Raw genomic sequence first — 20,358 nt, forward strand, 5'->3', positions numbered from 1 at the left:
GTTGACATTAATCATCTAGGCCTTTGCTACTTTAATGCGTGCCGCTTTATGGGGCGCGCCCTGATACGCTGCGCGAACCACCTGTGCAATGATTTTTAACCCTTGTTCCACTTGCTTCTCATTGCCCGCATAAGATACGCGGATACAGTGTAGTTTGTGTTCCCAGTTTTCTTTCAATCCGGCAAAGAAATGGCTGCCGGGTATGATATAAACGTCTCGCTTTTTTAAATTTTGATAGAGTGTCTCACAGGTATCCGGCAAGCCTTCGAACCACAGCCACAAAAACATGGCGCCTTCAGGTTTGTGGACTCTAACCGGCAGATCGCTCATATATTCACGCACCAGATTCACGGCCTGGTCCACACGCAGCTTGTAATAGGGTTTGATGATCGAGTCGCACAGCACTATGAGCTCTTTGTTGCCGACCAACCGGGTGAGCAAAGAAGGCCCGAATCGTCCAGGAGAAAGATTAAATATGGCGTTGCAGCGGGTTATCATGTCGATGATTTGCGCGTCTGCAATGACGATACCGGTCCTGACTCCAGGTAAACCCAGCTTTGATAAACTCAAACATAAAACCATGTGATCCTCCCAAACAGGCTTGGCATCGGTAAAAATAATGCCAGGGAAAGGGAGGCCATACGCACCATCGAGGATTAAAGGAATGCTTGCTTGCTTTGCCAGTTGATTTAATTTGGTGAGTTCCGTGTCAGTGATTACGTTTCCAGTTGGATTTGTTGGTCTGGAAATACAGATTGCGCCGCATTCATCATCGACATCCATTGCACTGAAATCGACTCGATACTTGAAAAACAGATGGTCATCTTCATCATCCTGAATGACCGGGCGATTTGCCCGGAATATTTCATTTTCACCAAGCCCCACATCATTATAGCCAATATATTCCGGAGTCATCGGCAACAGTATTTTCTTGCATGTGCGGTCAGCGAATTGACCCGCAAACAGATTGAATAAAACACCAAAGCTGGCCTGGCTACCATTGGTAATGGCAATATTTTTTGAGGTAACCGGCCAGCCAAAAGTATCGTTTAGCAACTCAGCAAGCACTTCGATAAAGCGCTGGTTTCCCTGTGGGGAATCGTAGTTTCCCACCATTTTTTCAAACTGGTTGCCATCCTCCAGAAGACGAATCATTTCTGCTCGGTAGCGGGCTTCAATCTGCGGAATCGCCGCTGGATTTCCACCACCCAACATATAAATTTCCTGGTCCAAATTGAGCGCATGTCCAAGATCATTCATAAGCTGCAAGATGCCGCTGTCCTGGCTGAAATGATTGGAAAAATTTGAAAATTTCATTGAATGTAGATGCTCTGTCTATCCAGCAATGGAAGCATAAATAGCGCGCAAATAAAAAACATCCGCAATCAAGATGTCAATTACTGAGCAGTTCGACGGAATCCAATAAATTTTGATTAACCAGTTCAGTATCAGAGGCAGTCTCGGCCGCCTCAGGAGAATTAGCCTTGGATAGATTCTTGTAATAGACAAAATCAGTTAATATTTTTCCGCTTTCAACTAAAAATGCATCGACATCTACAACGTTTTCGCTCTCGGCAGATTCATTACGGCTGTCTTGATTAGCATTGAAACTGGCATAGAGATCAGCATCGAGAAGTTCGACGGTTTCAAATGTAGATTGGCCCAGTGCTTTTCGTTTTTTATTTTCAAGCGTCAAACGCTCCAAATCCCGTTGCTTTCGGTGTTCACGCCGTTTATCCTCGTTGAGCGTTGTAAACTTCCTTTCACGATTGAATTTGTTTATTTTATTGACCTCAAGAACGTATGCAAATTCAGGGTCGCTTTTGACTCGTGAAAAATGTCGGGATAGTGTTTGATTTAGAACCTGGGCATCCAGTGAAGGTTGAAAAGGAGCAAATGATGCTTTATCTATTTGACGCCATGGAATCGCATTTTCGTAAGCTCTTTCTCCTGAATCCGCTTCCCGTTCGGCGGTGTGCCAGATTATATCGGGAATCACACCTCGGTGTTGAGTGCTATCTCCATTGATGCGAAAGAACTGCGCTATGGTGACCTTGAGTTGTCCCAAATCTTCCTTGGTATTAACAAATCGATTGAGGCTAACCAGATTCTGAACAGTGCCTTTTCCAAAAGTGGGTTCGCCAACTATCAATCCACGTTTGTAATCCTGAATGGCACCCGAAAGAATTTCTGAAGCGCTCGCACTATGCCGATCGACCAGAACAACCAGCGGGCCGTTGTAAACTATTTCAGGATCGGGATCTCGATCAATTTGAATGCGGCCATTGGAATTTTGAACTTGTACGACCGGACCTTTACGGATAAACAAACCGGTTAACGAAATTGCTTCAGTTAGTGCGCCACCCCCGTTTCCACGAAGATCGATAATCAACCCATCGATACCCTCATCTTTCAATTCAGTCAGTAACTTTCTTACGTCCCTGGTCGTACTCCTGTAATTCGGAGCGCTAACATTCTTGCCGTCAAAGTCACTGTAAAAAAAAGGCAGATCGATAACGCCAATGATTGATTGAGATTGCTCAGTCTCGACCTTGAACAAACGTTTTTTTGCTGACTGCTCTTCAAGTTTGATTTTATCTCTGAGGATGGTGATTGTTTCCGGTTTTCCTTCCAGTCCGTATTCACCGGGCAGGATGTCAAGTTTAACAGTGGAGCCTTTCGGTCCGCGAATGAGTTCCACCACATCGTCGAGCCGCCAGCCAATGACATCGACAATATCTTCATTTTCCTGACCAACACCAATGATCCGATCGCCGGATTTAAGTTGGTCAGCGATATCGGCCGGACCGCCGGCAATAATTCTTCTAACCAAGGTGTATTCATTATCGGTTTGCAGCACTGCACCGATACCCTCCAAGGAAAGTCGCATATGAATTTTAAAATTTTCCGCACCACGAGGAGAGTAATAACTTGCGTGTGGTTCAATGTTCGTTACATAGGCGTTGATAAAACTTTGGAATACATCATCAGCATTGAATTGTCGCGTCCTTCTGACGATATGGGTATAACGATTCCTTAAAGTTTCATTGATATTGTCTGCATCATTGTGGTCTGGAGCGGCACCGGATTTTTTGGCGAGCCGAAGATTGATAATGTCGTTCTTGATTCTCTTGCGCCAGTAATCATTAAGCGATTGTTCGCTTTGCGCCCATGTAGATTGTTGCGTGTCCAGCAAAAACTGTTCGTTCAAGGTGAAGTCAAAAGATTGTTCGAGTCTCTGCAATACATATTCGATGCGTTGATTTACCCGCTTCCTGAAAACCTTGAAAATCGCGTAAACAGGCTCCAGGGTGCCGCGCTTGATATAGTCATCGAACTCATATTTGACGGTTTCAAACCGGTCGATATCTTCCTGTAGAAAAAAGCTTTTTGCGGGATCAAGTTGATCAATAAACCTGTTCAGTACTTTTTCGGAAAAACTATTATCTAATGGGACCTTTCTAAAATAAGATTTCTCGACCAGATAGCTAATCAGCTTTATTGTTCTGGACTGTTTTTCAAAACTCTCGGGCATAATCGCCTGTTCAAGACTGTCCAGAGTCGCACTCCATGTCATTGTGGGGGTAATCGTGGCCAAAGTGCAAACCAACGCTCCCACAATAACGTGACGGGCAATGACATGGAGGGCGGCAGTTGAAGAGAGAATTGAAATTCCACGGCCCAATTGATGCATAATGCGCTGGGGTATGTGGTCAGGCATGTGATTAGGCAGGCGATTATCGTCGGCATGGCCAGTCCGCCGCCGCGTTACGCGAAATGTGTTGCTGTTGAATTTTAATTGTTTAGCCATTGGGTCGAACTGTCCCGCTACTGCTTCATATTGGCATAGTAAAAATTGGTATCGTAAAATTGCATAGTAAGCCACCAATAATATCACTCTTTTGTCAGATATTCAGCGCTCACACGATTTCATTAAGTTCCATAATCCCACATTTAATTGCGTGTTATTTTCATGCGCGCCATTTTCAGGGTTGTCCGCCACCAGCTTCTCACAGGTCACCAGCGACAGTTGATAAGCGTCGGCCCATTGAGCGATCGATTGCTCGGAGATGCCCAGTCTTCGGTGGGCATGTTTTTCTCTCAGGAATTCAAGATTATGGGGCAGAAAGTCAACAATAATTAACTGCCCCCCGGATTTTAACACCCTGGCGGCTTCTTTAATGACTCGTTCCGGTTGGTCCAGATAATGTAAGACTTGATGAATGGTTATCGCATCGACGGTGCCATCGTCAAAATTTAGTGCATTGATGTCATTTTGGCGCACCGAGCAATTTGTCGCGCCGGCGGAATCAAGATTAGAGCGCGCGACCAGCAACATCTCCCTGCTCAGATCGATACCGATTCCCCTTTTGATATAAGGAGAGAATATTTCCAGGATTCTGCCGGTGCCAGTGCCCAGATCCAAAAATAACTCCGGGCGATTGATATTCAGGCAGTCGATCAGTTTTTTCTCAATGCAGGTATCCGGCACCGCTAATTTTCGAATGTTGTCCCATTCAGCGGCATTTTTCCCAAAGTATTCTAATGCGCGTGCAATATTTATCTGCTTGATTTGTTGTAACCGGTGTTGATCCTGGGTCAATTCATGGTCGTTGATATCGAGCATGCTCAAAACGCCCTTGGCGACATCGGCCATCTCTCCGCTATCCGTAATTCGATGGAATACCCAGGCGCCTTCCTGGGAGCGCTGTAATAGCCCCGAGTCACAGAGCAACTTCAGATGTCGGCTAACCCTGGGTTGACTCTGACCCAGGATTTGCATCAATTCCGATACGGTTAATTCACCGCTGCTTAACACGGACAAAATACGCAGTCGGGTTATTTCAGCCGCGGCGCGCAGTGCAGCGAGTAGTTTTGTCATACTGTTATTTAGCACTGTGGCTACTCATCTTATGTTTCGACAATTGGGCGGTAGAAATCTTTCTGGCGGATAATTATTGCTCCAACCACCCGCGCCCATTCATAAACGGTTATTCATTTGTTATTCATAGCCAGAACCTCTACGGATGAGAGACTCCAGAACAAATTTCAGCGACGGCTTCGTTTATTGCGTTGTCAACCTCATCGACTTTGGAAACCATTCGATACTGCCATTGTCCGTGCGCGTCATCAGCGTTGACCGCGTTGACCCAACGCATGGCGGCGCTTTTCTTGACATCTTTCAACGGGTCGTAGCCCTTGGTTTCTAAAATCAGATAGTGCTGTTTTTCCTTGTGCAGGCAGATAAGGAAATCCGGCATGTAGTCATGTGGCTCACCGTTATGTAGATAGGGGATACCAAAACCCATGCCTTCATTTTTAGCAAAAGCAATCACTTGCGGATGATCATCCAGATGATAGGTGGTCAACTGCTCTAATCGTTTGGTGCCCGGAACGACTGCGTTGATATGACTTTTTTGCACCGGATAGGGTTCTCGCCGAGTGAAAAAATCCACATCGGCGGTTGAGCCGCTACCACGCGAACGCTCGTAACGAGGCAGTTCCGGGGCCTCGCCAGCAGATGGGTCGGGATGAATGTTTTGTCGTAGATTTTCAATCACCCATCCATAATAAGGTGCTAAAAAAGCATCTTTCTTGTCGGCCGGTGCGGTGGCAGAAACCTTTTCGGTAATGTAAGCGTGCACGATTTTGTATAACTGCGAAAACAAAACGCTCACCGGCAACTCACACTTGTCATCCTCAGCATAGTCACGGGTCAACGCGGTTGTCATCTTGTATATTTCTGCTTGCAGGCGAAATTGTTCACGGAATTCCTGCAACGATGCATTGTTGATTTTTCCGGGTCCGTGCAAAGATGGGCGCCCCTGGTTGTTTAGTAATCCCGCCTTCATTTTTACTTCCGGCGGAATGTTTGCGTAATCGATAGGCAAAGATGGGATATTTTCCATGTCGCAGATAATGCGACGGCGGACGGATTGCCGGTAGCCCTCCACACGCGGGAAATGAATTTCGTACTTCACCTTGTCGGAAAGTGCGTAAATATGGTGAAGCGTTCGTGGTTCCGATTTCCCGCCGTTGCCTGCCTTGACCGTAAAGGACGACAGCGGCACTCCTAACACGGTGGCAATTTCCTCGTGCATCAATCCGTCTTCGCCGACATGATATGATGCGCGCCGCAACCCACGCCCGATCACCTGCTCGCACAATAATTGCGACATGAACGGGCGCAGACCGATGATGTGCGTAACCGTGCTGCAATCCCATCCTTCGGTGAGCATTCCAACGCTGACGATGCAACGCACATCGCGCCCTGGCGGGTGTTTCTCGAGTCCTAATTTTTCCGACAAATCCTCAAAACCGTCCGGATATTGTGGACGTTGTTGGCTATCCCGAATCCAGTCTATTTTGCCGATGGTATCAAGTGTGTGGCGCATCCATCGGGTTTCGTCGCTCTTGGTGTTACCGCTTTCTATATCCCTCTGCACATCTGAATAAACGCAGATGGTGTTCTGCTTGTCCTCGGTGTTGCGCAGTTCGGGCAGACCCGCCCGCGGAATAGTTGCGCTCGGTGGCTTGTCATCGGCAAGCCATTCATAAACCACTTTCGCCAGTTTCTTGGTCTTGCAAACCAGAATAAACACCGGCGGTCGCGGGTCAGCGGAAACCGCCCATTCCTGACGCGTTTTTTCCCACATGCCGCCCAGCATGGCAATCGGCGTATGCGCGTATTTGACGATCGCTTCCGGCTTGGCACCGCTTTTTTTACTACCACGTTCCGTTGGTGTCAGTTGCGGCAATATCCATTTCCAAATATTAAAATATCCCGGGACTGATTTGCCGGAAGAGTCCTGCGCCGCCAGTTGTGGAATTTTCACCAACCCGGATTCAATCGCATCTTGCAATCCGAAGTTGCTCACCGTCCAGGGGAATATACGGTTTGTATTGTCGCCCGCCTTGCCCAGAAAATAAGGTGTTGCCGAAAAATCGGCGCAGAAATTAATGCCACGAAGTTTATGCACCCTGTCCAGCCCGTCCACCCAAACTGTGGCTTCCTTGTAATAATTGGCGGTCATCTCATCATCGCCAAGCATCTCGTTGTCACTATCATTGCCATTGTCGTCGCCGGCGGTATGCAGACGGTAGGCGTGGTGCGCTTCGTCATTGAAGACAAGGATATTGCGCCGCGTTCCCAGTTCGCCATCCAGTATGCGCCGCAATATGGCGGCATCGGTTTCAATATATTTTTCCGATTTTATCATTGCTCTTTTTAGTGTTCCGCTTTTGTCGCGAATCTCTTCAATGACTTCTATAAGCCCCATACCATGTTGTTGGCGCAGCGTGCCTTCGGTGATATACCGCCGGCCACGCGCAGTGGTATTTTTGTCGCCGATAAAAATGGTTTCGCGCACAAGAGTACGTTTTCCTGTTTTGACTACCTTGTTGGCAGATTGCGAGGTATGCGGCTCAAATACATGCCAGTTGATGGTGAGAACCCGCCCTTGAGATAACTGCGGCATCATGGGTTGCGGTATCAGATCGCGGGTGCGATAAATGCTGGCTTCGCCTTTTTTTGGGTCCAACTCCATCAGTCGGTCACGAATAGTCACATTGGGACAGACAATCAAAATGGCATCGGAAAAGCGTCGATCGTTCTTGTTGTTCACCTTGTTCAGCACACTCCATGCCGCCAGCATCGCCATCACCGTGGTCTTGCCCGCGCCGGTTGCCATCCTGCAACAACGGCGACGAAAAGCAGCAAATCCATCTCGTTGTTTTTCTTCGCCCGGTTCATCCAATGGAATAGCAATGCCCTGTAAAAAATCAGCGCGCGCTTCGGTGAGAAAAATAATCGTCTCAGCCGCTTCCAACTGAGCGAAAAACAGCGGCTCCTTCCGCCCATCCCGCCGCCAGTAGTTCAACAACTCCATGGTCACACGGCTGACACCCCCTTCGCCGCGTAAAGCCAGAGGTCGCCATTCAGCAAGTCGTTGCCGAATCAGCGACACCGTTTGTAACTCTATCTCATAGCCGACATCCCGATCGTTGCCACCATCGGTTTTTGCCCCCGGCGGCAGATATAAATAGGCCGGTTTACTGCGGCCATTAATTTTCTCCGCTGGCTCATGCTCGTGGATTTTCCAATGCGCCTGCGGCTCCTTGTAGGGAGAGTTGATAATCGGGTTTTCGACTTCGGATGCGGGCATTACAAATTAAAATGGTCGGCGATGGCATCCAGTTTTTGCGTTATTTCAGGATGAATTTCATCGGCTTGCATGACGGCGGCGATTTCAAAGTATCGGCTGGCAGGAAAGCCCTGCAGACCGGTTTCTTCAAGAATAGCGGACAAAACAGTTTTTGCTTTTGCGCCTAAAAGATACGAGTGGTCGTTGCTCGCATCGTCCACAACTGCCCCGGGTAAGTGTTTCTTCATGATTTCTTTCATGGCGTCAATGTTTATCTCGGGTGCATTACTACCAACAATTTTTCCGACAAATCGAGCAAGAACAGCGGGATGTATCAGGTAACTTTCAATTTCGTAACGCGCCCAGCACAGTTTCAGCAGTTTTCCCTCCACCGCTTCTTGACTTTCAGGTATGTTTTCATTGCCGTCCCGGTCGGAAATTTGCACACCTCGTATATCCACTTGCGCCAACAAAAGCGATTCAAAGTGATCCTGTGCTTTTATACCTTTGGCTTGGAGTCTTGTTTCCGACACGGTGGGTTTCCAAAACGGTTTTTCCATAAATTGTGTTATCGGATGGTTCAGTATCTTTGCCCATGCTCGCAGAATGTCCAGATCGGTGTGTCCTTCCACATAAAGAATGTTCTTCTTTTCCACTGCCAACATAATGTCCAGATTGGAAAGGATGGAAAGAGATTGAATCAACGACGCTTTTTCTTCGTCATTTGCTATTTTTCTTGGCGTGTCCAGCAAAGCACACAATTCTCTGGGGTCAACCGCATTGATAACCACTTCAGAATGTGTGGCGATGATTAATTGCGAGTTGCTTGCTTGTGCGGCGGCTCTTAGTTCACTATAAATGCGATCTTGTAAAATCACATGTAGATGCGCGTCTGGCTCATCCAACAACAGCACAGTTCCCCGCCGGGAATGTAAAAAGGTCAACAACATCAGCACCTGCAAAAAACCACTGCCGGCACTGGCGATATCAAACTTCGCCTGTTTCTGTTTCTGCGAATGTTGGTATTCGGCGATAATATTAGGCCCATCAGCGTTTGGCGGTAGCAACTGATAGTCGAACATCTTGCCAATGGAATTGACTAACTTCTCCCATGCGTCTTGATTGTGGTGAGTTTCAACCAGCAAGTTTCGTAACACATCACCGGGCTTGCCCTGCCCTAATAATTGTTCGATTTTCGGTTGCTGATACACCGGTTCTTCGATGCTCAGTCCAGTCATGGCAGGAACAAAAACTGGCTTGAGTGAGTGGTCCAGATTTCGCAACCATTCCGGGCACACATTCTCACTTGGGCGAACATAAACTTGCTCAGTGCTTTCGTGGTTGGCTTCCATTGCAACGGATTCGCCGTCAATGGTTAGTTCAATTTCAATTCCACTATCCAAAGTACGCTCACTCCATAGCAAATCAAAAGCACGCAACGGCACCGAATAAAATGTCTGTCGTGCGATAGGTGCTTTAGTGTAAGCACCACCATGCCGCTGGTAGTCATTCAACTCCCGCCAACGCTCCAATGCCAATGACCAAGTGGCAATAGCCTGCAGCAATGTTGTCTTGCCAGAGTTATTTGGTCCGGCAAGCACGACATTGCCATCAAAGTTGAAAGTCTCATCCTTGAACCGCTTGAAGTTTCGAATAGTGACGCTATTTATTTTCATTTACTCTTCCATTAATTCATTGCCGCGCAGGTATTCCTCTATTGTGTCATCAAGTGGGGGTTTTTGGTTTTGCGTGGCATCGGGCGATTTTACGATAATTTTCCGGCAAACGTGGCATTTTGGCGGAGGCCATGGCGTTGAAAGGTGACTGGCATTGATATGGGCGAACGCTGCTCCCCGCGGCTGCTCGCAGGGATAATTGATAATCGAGTTTTCGACTTCTGCTGCGGGTATTACATGGATTTAATCTTTGAGTAAAGTCACCTTAAAATAATCCTCAGTAGCTTCAAATAATGGCTCTTTACCATTTTTTTTCAAAGTTAATGGAATAACTTTTCGTCGAATACCCATACCGCGGGCCTCAATAAAGCCATAATCCCTTAATATGTCGGAAATTTTGGTGTTGCGTGGCGCTCTTTCTCCCGCTATAACTTTTTTAATTGTCATGCCATTAGGTAAAGATCCTGGACTTTTTACTTCCATTCGATTGTCATACACAACCACCCACACCATATCTTGCCGGGTCCAGTCCCGATGAGCGAAAGCATTAATGATTAATTCGCGGATAGCATCTGGCGCGTAATCCCAGTGTCGTTTACGTTGCATGTGTTGCGAAGCATCCACAATATCTCGGCTAATATGTGGTTGCAGATATTTCATAACATGGTCGGGCAATGAGTAGTCAGAATGGTTGCTGTCACCATTCTCTCCCAAGCCAATAAATGGCAAGTTAAGAATCTCATCCATTTTAGCGTTGTAATCCATCTCTTCACCGTCAAAAACCATCAACCGGATGCCTGATTGTGGCAATCGCAGACGTGGCGAATAAGCAAACAGGGCACAAGCAAAGTAGGAACAAAATATCGAATCGGTTCCATCGGGGGAGTTCAAAAAACTGTGGTCCAGCAAAATGTTTTGTATGTTTTCATGCCAAACGTTTTCGTCATACTCTAATATCTCGAGAAAATACTGCCGCAATTTTCTTTCATCTAATTCCTCAATAGAGCTACCCGGTATGGGAAGTTTCTCCATGAAAAGCATACCGCCAGATTCAAAGAGACGCTGTATTTGCTCGCGCGATGCCAATTGGCAAGTGTCGCCAACGCGAATATATACATCTTCCCTGTTGTTGTGCCGCACTGCATATGGTTTAGATACTCCCATATGCACTTTAATAACAGCAATTGTCCTTTCGTCTATCGTAACTTCATCATATTCTGGGATAATTGTTGGATGCACATACCGCATGATAACAGTATCCATTAGCCAACTTTGCGTATTTTCATTTTGTATACCGACAATATCTTTAAAATCGGACACACCGACAAGAATGTATCCGCCATGCATATTGGCAAAACCAACAATTTCGCGTGCTATCCTCTCAGGATGATTTCTTTCAAATTGCTCCTTGAATTCCGTTTGAGAATTTTCACCGTTAGTAATCAGTGTCAATATGTCAGTTTCAGTCATCATGATCAAATCCATATTTGTGTTGTCTCATATAGAAAGCCTCCCGGCCTCCGTCCAAAATTCGGGCAGCCGCTTCTCTTACCGCAGGCTTGTCGACTGACCCGATTCTTTCTTTCAATATTTTTTCTTTAGTGGTATCAGATTCGATCACCAGTATCAGTTCTGCATCGCCAAATATTGGGATATTTGCGTTGTGCGTTGCAAAAATGAACTGCCTGTTGTCTTTACAATTACGCAAGTCTTTAACAATTCGTTCAGCGATGAATGAATTGTCAAGATTGTCTTCCGGTTGGTCCATGATTAGAGGATCCTTATTTTCCAATAAAATGATATTAAGTATCGCGGTACACTGTTGCCCAGTGGATAATCCCTCTAATGAATGGTAATTCGGTTGTTCTTTATCGTGGGCAGTGTTTAGTTGAATATCTATTTTATCCGTAATTTCCACTTCTTCCAATTTGAGAAGCATTTCACTGCCTTCATGGCATGCGGTGGCAATTTTTTCAGCACTGTTATCCGTTAACCCGAATGCTTTGTATCGTTCGAGGAGTCCTTCTTTTCCCTTTTTTTTGATAATACTTGCCAGTTCTGTTGGAAACACGCTTTTTGAATGATCAACCCACTTGATTGCGTGCTTACCAATATTTTCAATAGTCATCAAAAAATCTTTCAACGCACTCTTTTCATGTGCATCAACTAAATTGATTTTAACCTTTCCATTAAGATCTCCATTATTTATTTTTTCAATAGCATATTTTAGTTTTTGTGTGTTGTCATATGCTGTGTCTGTATATTCTTTTAAAATATTTCGGCGCTCCTGTTTAATTTTTTCAACTAAAGTGGTTATAGATTTTACTTCGGGTTTCTTATTTTCAATTATCGATATTCTGGTTACCAATTTTTTCGCCTCTCCGGAGATTTCTCTCCCATCGCGTCCTGCATGGCTTTGCAATTTAGCTAATGCGCTTTGCACTTCATCTGTCGCCATATTGTGTTGTTTCTGTATGGCAACCTTACTTTCATTCACTTCTTCACGGCAAAGACTAATGTTTTCTTTAATTTTCAATAGGCTGCTGTCGCATGTTTGCTGTAATTTTTGCAAAGCAGTCGACATGGATTGTATAAAACCTTCATTCGGCAGATCTTTTATGGTGTTTGCGCTGATAAAATTCATATCAAAAATATCGTCATAATTATTTACCCATTCAGCAACTTCTTGAATTTGTTTATCGACTCCTCCCGTAATAATTTTTTCCTTGTCTAATACTTCCAATTTTTTCAATTTTTCTTCGATGCCTATTTTTTTATAGACTTTGATTTTCTCTTTTAACGCTGCCAGTTGATTCAATTCTGATTCTAAAATATCTTTTTTCGTAGTTATTTTCATTAATTTTTCTCTATTTTCTGCCAATCGTTTTTTCAATTCGTTTATTTTTGAATGATAATCATTTTGATCTGGCAAAAATCGATCCAACAGATGGTATTGCGCTTGCTCGTCTTCTGCAATTCTAAGAATTTCGCTTTGACTATAAATCTCAATTTTCGGTAGAATGTCCGTAGGTAGAAATGGTGTAACTTCTCCAGTATCATCCTTAACAACTTCGGGCGACATGCCAAAGCGTCGACTAATGGTAAAAATGTTACCTAATTGTGCCGCCGACCAAATTTTTATTGTTACCTTTGCTCCATGAAGATTAGAATCACATAATCTTTCATATTTCTTTTTTACTTCATTTTGTTTAGGTGGCATATTCAACGCATAACGTATGCTTTCAAGCAAAGTTGACTTACCCGCGCCATGCCCACCAATCACTGCATTCAAGTTTTCAGAAAAAGTTAAATTTGTTTCTTTAAAAAAACTCCCTCCTTCCCACGAGATTGAAAGTATTTTGCTGTGATGGGACTCTTTCATATCGTAATTCAAGCGCACCCGGGATTTTGGGTCATAGAAGGCATCCAAGAATGATTCCATCCCAGGCGTTGTCATTTTGATTTGAACCGAGGCTGATTTTTCTTCCAACATACTCGGAACAGAAACGTCCTTTGCATTGATAATAACAATCGCCCTATCTCTTTTATAATCAGGATTTTTGTTTTCAATTATTTTTTTATACTCAGCGGTTTTATTCTTTCCATCTTGCGGAATGTCCATATCCGCTACTGTACCTGGAATCTGACCAGCAATAAGAAGAAGACTATTCTGCCACAGTTCTTTGTGGTTATTTCCGCCCCTGGCTAAACGCAAAATACCATTTTTTCCGGTCATGTGAGCCGCATACCAAAATCCCTTTTGTTTGTTTAATACTTTGCTGGCAATGTCATGGCAACTCATTGATGACGCTATGTTATGATTCGATTGTAATTTTTCAGAATTATTACTTAGCAACTCTCGCAGATAATGCTGTAAATCATTTAGTTGTGTCTTCTCGTGATACAGACATACCATATGAATACCTTCGCTACTTTCAATCTCAAATCCGGGGAATACGGTTATATCGTTATTTTCAAGCAGTTTACGCAATTCTGCTGAAGAATTGACATCATTGTGATCGGCCAACCCGACAACTTTAATTTTATTTTTCTGGCATTGATTCAAAATATCGGTATTGTATTCTTCCTCACCACTGCACTCCTGATTTGCTTTGTGGTGACGTTGCGAATACGCCCACGGATTAACTTGCAACGCGCACTTGTAAAATTTTGCGCCGAGATACTCGAAGTTGTTTTTCGTCGTCATTTTCTCACCTCTTTCGTCTGCTTAACCACCATCAACTCATTGTCGCGGTCGTCTATGACCTTCACGGCAATTTGCTCGCCGCCGATAAGCGGTGCGCTGATGTTGCCGCGCAGGTGTCCCCATATCGTGTCATTAAAACAAGCGGGGACACATCCTGGGCACCACTTTCTGAGCACAACAGGACATGTTTGTCGTTGTGGCGGTAATCGCGTGCCGATTTTTGTTTGGTCTTTCCCGGCATGAGCGGATTTTACGATAGTTTGCTTAATAATTTGGCGAAATATTAACCGAACTACTGATCTGAGGTAGTCCGGTTTTTTGGAAGGGCTAATCGGGTCGGATATTAACGGCTCGGATATTATCGCGATATCGATGACCACTGTTCGGTGACCGCGCGCAGCAGGGTTTGCATGACCGCGCTGTTGTCCTCGATGATTTCCTGAATAATCTCGCCATCGATGCGCAACAATTCGAGATCGGTTACCGCCACAACCGACATCGCCCGCGGCCGTAGCGCGAGCAAGTCCATCAGGCCAAACCCTTCCCCGGCGACCAGATTGCCAGCGATGGCCTGCGGGTCGTCCGCGTCGCGTAGCGAGTGGGCATTGCCCTTGATAATGAGATAAACATTCTTGCTCGTCTGCCCGCGGCGATAGACGAATTCCCCGGCATCGGTGGTCATGCGCCGGCTGTGTTCCGCCAACAGTTGCTGAGTGCGCGCCTCGAGGGAGCCGAACAAGCGCGATTGGCCGAGCAGGATATTGACATCGCCGAGGCCCTCCATCGGCACCGGTTTGGCATCACTGGCATCACTCAGGCCGTCACTCAGGCCATCGATCAGGCTGCCGTTGTCGGCAAGCGTATAGATGCGATCAAATTCGCGCGCATGGTCGATCTCGCGGTCGATCCAGATGGTGGTGGATTGCGGCAGCAATTCGTGGATGTTGCGGCGCAACGCCCGCTTTTCCTGAACATCGAACGGCGCCAGCGCATCGTGGAAAATCATTATATCCGGTTTTTTCATCAGCATCCGACCGACCGAGATTCTGTGCTTGGCGACCACCGGCAAGCGCGAGCCGCTGATGCCGACCTCAGACTGGGCGAACAGGAGCATGATCGCTCGTTTGATATTCATTTGCTCCAGGGTGTGTTCAACAATCTCGGCAATTTTGCGCTCGGCCGCCGGCTCCCTTGCCACCACCCGGCCGAACAGCAGGTTGTCGATGATGGTCAGTTTCGGGTGATAGGCGGACATGTCAAAGCGGATGATTTTGCCCTTCAAATCCTGCGGCAAGTTGAGGAAGAATTCATGCCGCACTTGCAACAATTTACCGGCCACACGTTCATGGATGAAGCCAAAAGCATGCAGTTCAGGAATCAGGTGCAGAAAGATGCCGAGCAGGTCGGCGCGTTCATCCTCGCTCAACTCGATGCCGTCCCCGCTCAGGCGCTCGGCAATATCCGTGAGTGCCGCGATTTCCTGATCGCTTTCCAAATCAAACTGGTTGAGCAAGTTGTGTCCCTTGGGCAACTTCTGAATGCGCTCGGCCAGCCGCAACGACGCTTTGCCGCCAATACCAATCGCCAATTCGAGGATGTCCAGTTTTTCCAGAGTCTGTTGCAAAATCGGATGGGCGGCCAGATTGCGCCCGCGCAAATCTTCATCTCTGGGCACGCCAAACAGAATGTTTTCCGCCACCGTGGCATTGCGGTTGTAGGTGTCCAGATTGAATTCCGCCACCACACGCTCCAGTTTGCGCTCACGCAGTGTGCTGCGAATCCGCTTTCGTGCTTCGAGGATATTATCAGTCAGCTGGGGATGGTCGGGCGGGTTGAAAATCTCCAGCAGGCCGCGCTGATACATGATTGAATCGGTACCGATGGCGCGCGCGCCGAAGAAAAACCAATCCAGCAATTGCTCGTGGTTGTCGGCGTTGATAAGGCGGTAATCGAGCCAGTTACTGAAGAACACGTCGGTACTGTTGCCCGATGCGATCGATTCCGTGATCCATTCCCGCTGAACCGGATCGGGGTTGTCATTTGTCGGCGGCGACTGGTTCATGCCGTACAGCACATTGTCGGTAGCGGTGCCACTGAATATGTATGGGTCCGGACCTTGGTAGGCGAGCCGGGTGTGCAGCACGCGGGGCGCGATCCGGTCAAGTTCGATGTCGCCGATGTCGATGCGGCCGGAGACCGGTTTTTCCAGCCCGGTAAGCAGTTGCGCCAGCCTTAGCCGCTGCATCGCATTTTGCCCGACAATAGCAATCCACGACCCGGCCGCAACCTCCAAGTTGATTGCCGTTATCACCTTTTCGCCGGTGTCATTGGCCCACGAGACATTGCTCAAGGTCAGCGTCTTGTTGAGGGATTGGTCATTGCCGTCGGCGACCTGGTCGCGGTGCTCCAGCAACTCTTGAGCCAACAACCCCTTGGGCGAGAATTGTTCGATGATCTGCTGGTATTTAATCTTGGCATCTTCATGCGCCTGGTAGTGGTTGAGCAACTCTTTCCACGGCGAGGTCAGATCCTTGTAAGCCGCCAACGCCGCCACCAGCGCGCCGATAGTGAGTTCGCCCCGAATCACCAGAATGCCGCCGAACAAATAAAACAAAAATGGGGTGATCTGCCCGATGGTGTTGTTCAGGAATTTCATGAAAAACTTCTTCTTGAAAATCTGCAGCCGAATTTGGAACAGTCCGCCGAGCCAGTGCGAGAACTCGGCCAGGATGTATCGGCGGGTACCCTGCAAGCGGATTTCCTCAGCGCCACTGATGGTTTCGCCAATGCGCTCGGACAATTTCCTGATGCGTACCACCCGCTCCTTTTTCAGCGTATTGACCTGCTGTTGCAGTTTGGGGATGACATAGCCCTGCACCGGAATCAATGCCACCGAAGCGAGCCCAAACACCCAGTCCTGCATGAACAAGAAAAACAGGATGGTCAGCATGGTGCCGCCCTGGAACAGCGGCAGGGCGATGGACTCCGAAATATAGCCTGCCAGCGGTTCCGTTTCCGCGGTCAGCGTGGAAATCAATTCCCCCTGAGAGGTGCGCGAGAAATGCGGCAGCGGAAAACGCAGCAGGCGGTCGATCAACTGAAAGCGCAGTCGTCGCACCAGGCGTTCGCCGGTGATTCCCTTGAGGGTGTTGATCTTCATTTTCAACAAGCCGTTGATGACGATCAGCGCCAGCAAACCGACACAGAGCACCAGCAGGAAGTGTACCGGCTCCAGGCTGAAACCGGCCAGCCGGAGTATCTCGTTGCCACCGGACAATGTCCGGTTGATGATTATCTTGGGGATTTCAAGGGTCAGGTAGAGCAGCGGAAACGACAGACAGGTAAAGGCGACAATGACAAGTTGCTGCCTGGAACTATGCTGCCAGACCAACCTCAGTAAACTGGAATTCATGCAAAAACCGGATAGTGAACAGGATATAGCAAGTATAAGGTATATGTTGTTCGCTTTGAACAGCATCGATCGGGCGGGAGAGTGACGTGAAATATCCATTTGCGAAACTGGAATCTGATTGATGCGGCGTGCTGCCAGCTGAGTGGAGGAGGGCGCAAATCCCTTCTCGTCGTTGCTGATGGCGCGGCTTGCGCCACGGATGTTTTACTGGATTATCGGGTCAAGCCCGATAATGACGCGCCGGAGCGGCCACAACATACGACGGCGGTGGCGTTGCGTCCCCGCCGCACGCCCGTCGGCGTTGTCGTGTCCCGCTACGCGGGACGAATAAATGACTGGATTCCTGCTTCCGCAGGAATGACGGTGTGGGGCGGAATGACGACGGCAACGGCGGTTTAGGCAAATAATTGCGCGTATCGTCGGCTTTGGCTTCCTCGGCAATTGCTCCTGCATTGCTCTACTAAGTTACGTCCATGTAACGATCGGCAATTGCTCCTGCATTGCTCTAATAAGCTACGTCCATGTAGCGATCGGCAATTGCTCCTGCAGGTGATGGACAGGAAGTTCAAATGTCGCGATGACAGGATGTCAATGAGCGACCTCTAATAAGCTGCGTCCATGTAGCGATGCGTCGTCCCTAGCGGTCGTGTCCCGCCCTAGGCCTGTCATTCCCGCGAAAGCGGGAATCCAGTCGAATACCCGTCCCGCGTGGCGGGACACCTTTCGTCGGCGACGCGATGTCGCCGTGGCATCGCCATCGCCGTATGTGGTGGCGGATTCGCCATCGTCACCCCTACGGTGAAACGGATTCGCCTCGCCTGTTTTTCACCGCCATCATTCCCGCTCCCCACCGTCGCCGACGATGGCGCGACACCCGGCCACGCCCCGTCGTGATGCCGTCGGCGTTGTCGTGTCCCGCTACGCGGGACGAATAAATGACTGGATTCCTGCTTCCGCAGGAATGACGGTGTGGGGGCGACCGTCACCACCGTCACCGCAACTGCCACCGTCGCGGTCATCATTGCCGCGGTCACCGCCGCCATCACTTAACCGACCGCATATGCTCTGGCAGATAGGTCGCGATCTCAGGGAAGGCGACCAGCAGCACCACCATCAGCACCATCAGGAAGAACATCGGGATGGCTGTTTTTGCGATAAAGTTCATATCGTGATTGGTCATGCCCTGAATGACGAACAGATTGAACCCGACCGGGGGCGTGATCTGCGCCATCTCGACCACGACCACGATAAAAATGCCGAACCAGATAATATCGATTCCGGCCTGGCGTATCATCGGTTCCACGACCGCCATAGTCAGCACAACGGAAGAGATGCCATCCAGGAAGAAACCGAGAATGATATAAAAAATGGTCAAGGCGACAATCAAGGAAATTGGCGAAAGTCCGAGAGTTGCGATCCATTGCGCCAGGGCTCGGGGCAGTCCGGTGAACCCCATGGCCAGTGACAGAAACGATGCCCCCATCAGGATCAAGGCAATCATCGCCGAGGTCCGGGTCGCCCCCATCAGGCTGGCAAAAAACGTCTCATAGGTCAGCGACCGCTGCACACCCGCCAAAATCAACGAGCCGACGACGCCGAATGCAGCGGCTTCGGTCGCGGTCGCAAAACCGAGATACATGGAGCCAATGACGAACAGCACCAGAAGGATCACAGGAATCAGCAGACGGGACTGATAGAGCTTGGCGGCAAATGACATTTTCGGTTCGCGGGGCGGCACTTCGTCGGGCTTCCAGAACGACCAGAGGACAATGTAACCCATAAACAAACCCGCCAACAGTATGCCCGGTAAAATGCCGGCCATAAACAGTTTGGAGATCGATTCGTTGATGGTCACGCCATAAACGATCAAGGTCAGCGATGGCGGGATCATCAAGCCGAGCGTGGCCGCGCCAGCGAGTGTGCCGATGATCATTTTTTCCGGATAATTGCGTTTTCGCAGCTCAGGGATAGACATCTTTCCGACCGTGGTCAGGGTCGCTGCGGATGAGCCAGAAACCGCGGCGAAAATAGTGCAACCGACGATATTGGTGTGCAGAAGCCTGCCGGGCAATGCGTCCATCCACGGCGCAAGGCCACGAAACATGTCCTCGGAGAGTTTGGTCCGATACAGGATTTCCCCCATCCATATAAACAACGGCAAGGCGGTCAACGACCAACTGGACGATGACGACCAGATCGTAGTGAACATGGTGTCGCCGGTTGGGCGGCTGGTAAACAGTTCCATGCCGACAAAGGCGACCCCCATCAACGCCAGGCCGACCCAGACGCCGCTACCCAACAGGAAGAAAAGAACGAACAGGAATAATCCGGCGGCAAGAAACTGTTCCATGACGATTCTCTTTTTTATGCCGCGTGTTCTGTGGCGGATATGGCATCGTCGCCGATATCATCCAGCCCGAAGAAAACGATCCGAATGAAATGATCCAGAAAAGTCAACGCAAAAATGCTGGCGCCAATGGCCATGGGGATTTGTGGTATCCACAGCGGCATTGCATCCTGGCCCTGAGAGACATCGTTGAGTTTGTACGACCAATAAACGCCTCTAAAGGCGTAATACACCATGTAGGTGGTCAAGGCCGAGCCGATGCCGAAACACCATATTTCACCAAAACGGCGATAGCGGCCCAAATGGTTTAACAGCAGCCCAACCCGAATATGCGCGCCGGTGTTGAGCGCGTAGGCCAAGGCGGAGAAAGTGGCCGCTGCCATACAATATCCCGCATAATTGGTGGCGCCGATGAATATGCCGCCGGACCAGCGCATGACCATTTGCATGACAATAATGACCAGCAGGAGCAGTAGGAACGCCGCGGCCATAAAACCGCTAAATTGGTAAATAGCGTTCAACGCCGTGCGTAGCGGATGCGAATCACTTGGTTGTTGCATGGTCATTATTTA

General features: G+C 48.3%; 12 protein-coding genes. 1 reads left to right on the plus strand and 11 read right to left on the minus strand.

The window, feature by feature from the left end:
* Window positions 1-15 precede the first annotated feature (15 nt).
* From ACP158_RS12775 to ACP158_RS12815, 9 genes are all read right to left on the minus strand, one after another.
* Entirely contained in the window at window positions 16-1,317 is a 1,302-nt protein-coding gene (locus ACP158_RS12775) for a valine--pyruvate transaminase (RefSeq protein WP_424946499.1), read from the minus strand.
* A 76-nt stretch (window positions 1,318-1,393) separates the two neighbouring features.
* Window positions 1,394-3,811, minus strand: coding sequence for a carboxy terminal-processing peptidase (locus tag ACP158_RS12780; protein ID WP_424946500.1), 2,418 nt, complete (start codon window positions 3,809-3,811; stop codon window positions 1,394-1,396).
* Between the two features lie 102 nt (window positions 3,812-3,913).
* The gene (locus tag ACP158_RS12785; RefSeq protein ID WP_424946501.1) at window positions 3,914-4,897 is read right to left on the minus strand and encodes an ArsR/SmtB family transcription factor; all 984 of its coding nucleotides are present in this window, start codon (window positions 4,895-4,897) and stop codon (window positions 3,914-3,916) included.
* A 124-nt stretch (window positions 4,898-5,021) separates the two neighbouring features.
* Complete coding sequence (locus tag ACP158_RS12790) at window positions 5,022-8,165, minus strand: BPTD_3080 family restriction endonuclease (RefSeq protein ID WP_424946502.1); 3,144 nt, start codon at window positions 8,163-8,165, stop codon at window positions 5,022-5,024.
* Complete coding sequence (locus ACP158_RS12795) at window positions 8,165-9,820, minus strand: ATP-dependent nuclease (RefSeq protein WP_424946503.1); 1,656 nt, start codon at window positions 9,818-9,820, stop codon at window positions 8,165-8,167. Before ACP158_RS12795 ends, ACP158_RS12790 begins: the two co-directional genes overlap by 1 nt.
* A 243-nt stretch (window positions 9,821-10,063) precedes the next feature.
* Window positions 10,064-11,293 carry an RNA-binding domain-containing protein gene (locus tag ACP158_RS12800; RefSeq protein WP_424946504.1) on the minus strand — a complete coding sequence of 410 codons (1,230 nt, stop codon included), beginning with the start codon at window positions 11,291-11,293 and terminating at the stop codon, window positions 10,064-10,066.
* A complete protein-coding gene (locus ACP158_RS12805) occupies window positions 11,283-14,027 on the minus strand; it encodes a TrlF family AAA-like ATPase (RefSeq protein ID WP_424946505.1) in 2,745 nt (914 codons plus the stop codon). Before ACP158_RS12805 ends, ACP158_RS12800 begins: the two co-directional genes overlap by 11 nt.
* Window positions 14,024-14,203 carry a hypothetical protein gene (locus ACP158_RS12810; RefSeq protein ID WP_424946506.1) on the minus strand — a complete coding sequence of 60 codons (180 nt, stop codon included), beginning with the start codon at window positions 14,201-14,203 and terminating at the stop codon, window positions 14,024-14,026. The genes ACP158_RS12805 and ACP158_RS12810 overlap by 4 nt, the downstream gene beginning before the upstream one ends.
* A 182-nt stretch (window positions 14,204-14,385) precedes the next feature.
* Window positions 14,386-17,439 carry an ABC transporter transmembrane domain-containing protein gene (locus ACP158_RS12815; RefSeq protein ID WP_424946507.1) on the minus strand — a complete coding sequence of 1,018 codons (3,054 nt, stop codon included), beginning with the start codon at window positions 17,437-17,439 and terminating at the stop codon, window positions 14,386-14,388.
* A gap of 99 nt (window positions 17,440-17,538) precedes the next feature.
* Between ACP158_RS12815 and ACP158_RS12820 the strand changes: the two genes are divergently transcribed.
* The gene (locus tag ACP158_RS12820) at window positions 17,539-17,838 is read left to right on the plus strand and encodes a hypothetical protein (RefSeq protein WP_424946508.1); all 300 of its coding nucleotides are present in this window, start codon (window positions 17,539-17,541) and stop codon (window positions 17,836-17,838) included.
* A 643-nt stretch (window positions 17,839-18,481) separates the two neighbouring features.
* Here ACP158_RS12820 and ACP158_RS12825 read toward each other — a convergent pair.
* Together ACP158_RS12825 and ACP158_RS12830 are read right to left on the minus strand one after the other, a co-directional pair.
* The gene (locus tag ACP158_RS12825) at window positions 18,482-19,789 is read right to left on the minus strand and encodes a TRAP transporter large permease (protein WP_424946509.1); all 1,308 of its coding nucleotides are present in this window, start codon (window positions 19,787-19,789) and stop codon (window positions 18,482-18,484) included.
* 14 nt (window positions 19,790-19,803) lie between these two features.
* Complete coding sequence (locus ACP158_RS12830; RefSeq protein ID WP_424946510.1) at window positions 19,804-20,346, minus strand: TRAP transporter small permease; 543 nt, start codon at window positions 20,344-20,346, stop codon at window positions 19,804-19,806.
* Window positions 20,347-20,358: the final 12 nt, after the last annotated feature.

The organism is Candidatus Spongiihabitans sp., from assembly GCF_965247905.1.
Lineage (GTDB): Bacteria > Pseudomonadota > Gammaproteobacteria > Arenicellales > Poriferihabitantaceae > Spongiihabitans.

Bases quoted from the DNA above. Each gene is read 5' to 3' on its own strand.
- ACP158_RS12780 (WP_424946500.1), bottom strand. From the start codon at position 3,811: ATGGCTAAACAATTAAAATTCAACAGCAACACATTTCGCGTAACGCGG.
- ACP158_RS12805 (WP_424946505.1), bottom strand. From the start codon at position 14,027: ATGACGACGAAAAACAACTTCGAGTATCTCGGCGCAAAATTTTACAAG.
- ACP158_RS12815 (WP_424946507.1), bottom strand. From the start codon at position 17,439: ATGAATTCCAGTTTACTGAGGTTGGTCTGGCAGCATAGTTCCAGGCAG.
- ACP158_RS12795 (WP_424946503.1), bottom strand. From the start codon at position 9,820: ATGAAAATAAATAGCGTCACTATTCGAAACTTCAAGCGGTTCAAGGAT.
- ACP158_RS12800 (WP_424946504.1), bottom strand. From the start codon at position 11,293: ATGATGACTGAAACTGACATATTGACACTGATTACTAACGGTGAAAAT.
- ACP158_RS12830 (WP_424946510.1), bottom strand. From the start codon at position 20,346: ATGCAACAACCAAGTGATTCGCATCCGCTACGCACGGCGTTGAACGCT.
- ACP158_RS12775 (WP_424946499.1), bottom strand. From the start codon at position 1,317: ATGAAATTTTCAAATTTTTCCAATCATTTCAGCCAGGACAGCGGCATC.
- ACP158_RS12790 (WP_424946502.1), bottom strand. From the start codon at position 8,165: ATGCCCGCATCCGAAGTCGAAAACCCGATTATCAACTCTCCCTACAAG.
- ACP158_RS12825 (WP_424946509.1), bottom strand. From the start codon at position 19,789: ATGGAACAGTTTCTTGCCGCCGGATTATTCCTGTTCGTTCTTTTCTTC.